Origin of the sequence: Erythrobacter sp. WG (assembly GCF_026586795.1) — a bacterium.
Taxonomy (GTDB): Bacteria; Pseudomonadota; Alphaproteobacteria; order Sphingomonadales; family Sphingomonadaceae; genus Erythrobacter.
Genome location: NZ_JAPFGY010000055.1, coordinates 1 through 2,835 on the forward strand (window position 1 = coordinate 1; position 2,835 = coordinate 2,835).

4 protein-coding genes are annotated in these 2,835 nt (G+C 66.3%); all 4 read right to left on the bottom strand.

Annotated features, from left to right (window positions below; translation table 11 throughout):
• Window positions 1-43: 43 nt before the first annotated feature.
• Genes OPU67_RS16270 through tnpA form a run of 4 tightly spaced genes read right to left on the bottom strand, consistent with a single transcriptional unit; the run spans window position 44 to window position 2,741 of the window.
• Complete coding sequence (locus OPU67_RS16270) at window positions 44-292, bottom strand: hypothetical protein (protein WP_267621520.1); 249 nt, start codon at window positions 290-292, stop codon at window positions 44-46.
• Window positions 265-1,974: an IS66 family transposase gene (gene tnpC, locus OPU67_RS16275; protein WP_267621522.1), complete on the bottom strand. Its 1,710-nt coding sequence runs from the start codon at window positions 1,972-1,974 to the stop codon at window positions 265-267. The genes OPU67_RS16270 and tnpC overlap by 28 nt, the downstream gene beginning before the upstream one ends.
• Window positions 1,975-2,034: 60 nt before the next feature.
• Complete coding sequence (tnpB, locus tag OPU67_RS16280) at window positions 2,035-2,376, bottom strand: IS66 family insertion sequence element accessory protein TnpB (RefSeq protein ID WP_267621524.1); 342 nt, start codon at window positions 2,374-2,376, stop codon at window positions 2,035-2,037.
• Window positions 2,373-2,741 (bottom strand): IS66-like element accessory protein TnpA, encoded by a 369-nt coding sequence (gene tnpA, locus OPU67_RS16285; protein WP_267621526.1) that lies wholly within the window; start codon window positions 2,739-2,741, stop codon window positions 2,373-2,375. Before tnpA ends, tnpB begins: the two co-directional genes overlap by 4 nt.
• Window positions 2,742-2,835 lie beyond the last annotated feature (94 nt).

Consider the following 2,835-nt stretch of genomic DNA (forward strand, 5'->3'; position numbering starts at 1 on the left):
GTATCCATCCGGTGAGGGCCGCGGCGTGAAGCGGTGAGACTGTCTATCGGTCGTCGAGGAATGCCTCTGGCCCCTCTTCGGCGAGTGCTTTGCGGAATGCAGCATCAGCGGCGCGGTCAGTCGGGAACGGATCGTCCCAGACGATCGACGTGCCGTTCTCGTTGACGACTTCAAGCGACCAGCCCGGATGCGTGGCGATCCGAACGATGTTGATGGTCAGGCGGATGCCATTCTGCTCGATGGTCCTGCCAAGGGGTGACTCGATTAGTTCGGGCTCAGGACCGTGTTGCATGCGGCGACGCTATGGGAATCCGCATCCGCCTTCAATGGGGAAGGCCCCCAGTTCCAAGGCAGCAGCTCGACGAGCTTGGTTGCTGGGTAGTCGGCGATGCGTGCGAGCACGTCGGCGAGCCAAGCCTGCGGGTCGACATCGTTGAGCTTCGCGGTCTGGATGAGCGTGTAGATGACGGCGGCGCGCTGACCGCCGCGATCTGATCCGCAGAACAGCCACGCCTTGCGACCGAGCGGGATGCAGCGGAGCGCGCGCTCGGCGGCGTTGTTGGTGAGGCAGACGCGCCCATCACCGAGGAAGCGGGTGAACGCGTCCCAGCGCTTGAGCATGTAGAAGCAGGCCTTGGTGAGGTCATGGCCGCGCGACAGCTTGGCGACCTGCTCGGTGAGCCAGGTGTGGAGCTCGGCCATGAGCGGCGCGCTGAGTTCCTGGCGGACCGCGAGCCGCTCGGCCGGGCTCTTGCCATTGATGCCGCGCTCGATGTCGAACAATGCGTCGAGGCGCTGCACGGCTTCGAGCGCGATCGGATAGATCATGGCGCTGCGCTGGCCGCGGCTCTTCTTGCGGGCCGAGCTTACGACATCAGCGAGCTCGAAGAACTTGCGCCGCGCATGGGCAAAGCAGCCCGCCTCGAGCACGGGGCCGGGGTCGCGTCCTTCGCGATAGAGGTCGTTGTAGCCGCTATAGGCATCGGCCTGCAGGATGCCGGACCATGCCGCGAGATGGACTTGCGGGTGCTCGCCGCGCCGGTCGCGCGAGTAGTGGAACAGCGCCGCCGGTGGATCGGTGCCGGCAAAGGGACGATCATCGCGGACATAGACCCATAATCGGGCCACATCGGTCTTGCCCTTGGCCATGACTGGCACGGTGGTATCGTCGCCGTGGATCCGGGCTGCGGCGAGGACGTGCGCCTCGATCAGCTTATAGATCGGCATCAGCGCGTGCGCGGCAGCCCCGACCTGATCGGCAAGGGTCGAGAGACTGAGCGGCACGCCCTCGCGGGCAAAGCGCTCGGCCTGCCGGTTGAGCGGTTGGTGCTGCCCATACTTCTCGAACAGGAGCATGGCGAGGAAGCTGGGCCCGGCCCATCCGCGGGGCACCACATGGAAAGGAGCGGGGGCCTGTGCGATCTTCTCGCAGTCCCGGCACGAGAACTTCTCCCGAACCGTCTGGATCACCTTCCACGAGCGCGGGATAACCTCGAGCGTCTCGGTGACGTCTTCGCCGAGCTTGGAGAGCCGGCCCCCGCCGCAGGCCGGGCAGGAACAGGGTGCAGGCACCACGACACGCTCGCGCGGCAGGTGCTCGGGGAACGGCTTCCTTGCGGGCCGCTTACGCTCGAAGGCGGTGACTGTGGTGGTCTTGGCAGCCGCTTCCTCGGCGATGAGGTCGTCCTCGGCAGCGTCGGCCTCAAGCTCTTCGAGCTGCAGCTCCATCTGATCGAGCAGGCGGCGGCTGCGTTCGGCGCTGGGGCCATACTGCTCGCGCTTCAGCTTGGCGATCTGCAGCTTGAGGTGGGCGATCAGCGCCTCGATAGCGCTCTGGTGGGCCATGGCGTTCGCGAGCTGTGCCGTGGCGGTAGCGGCGTTCTGCTCGGCTTCCTCGGCTCTGCGGGCCATCGTCGCCACCAGCGCCTTGAGCGCTTCGACATCGTCCGGAAGGGGCGAGATGGCGGCTTCCACAAGAGGGATGGAATCATGTTCCACCCCCTGCTGCAAGGGCAAAATGCGTCTCTTTGACGATCATCCTGCGCTTTGCGGCCGCCACGTATACTGCGGGTTCCTCCAGTCGATCCCTTCCAGCAGGCAGGCCAGTTGCGAGGGGGTCAGGGACACCGTTCCCTCGCTCGCCGAGGGCCATACGAACCGACCCTTCTCGAGCCGCTTGGCGTAGAGCGACATGCCGATCCCGTCGTGCCATATGATCTTGATCAGCGAGCCCGCGCGGCCGCGGAATACGAACAGATCGCCGCCGTGGGGATTACGCTTCAGCCCTTGCTGCACCAGCAGCGCCAGGCCCTGCATGCCCTTCCTCATATCCGTGTGGCCCAGCGCGATCCACACCCGCGCGCCGGCAGGGATCACCGGAGAACCTTCAGCGCCGCCGCCACCAGCGCCGGCGACGCCTCGGCAAAAACGCTCAGCCGCTTGCCGCGTGGCAGGTCGATGATCATCGCCGGGTGCTCGGCAGCGCTGACCGGCACCGCGTCCCCGTCGATCACCGCTTCGGCGAATACTGGCGCTGGCAGTGCCTCGGGCGCGCTGGCCTCCTGGGCCACGCCTGCATCGAGCAACTTACGCCGCCAGGTGTAGATCAGTCCGGACGAGACATCGTGCCGGCGGCAGACATCGGCAACCCGCGCGCCCGGCGCGAAAGCCTCGGCCACAATCTGCAGACGTTCCTCATCGCTCCACCGCCGACGCCGCTCCGGCCCCGAAAATACCGTCACCTGACCCAACGACCGCTCCTAAGCACACTCTTAAGAGCACGCTTAAGAGCGCTCGCTGCCTACCCAGGCAAGGCGGCCCCCGCCGGATGGATAC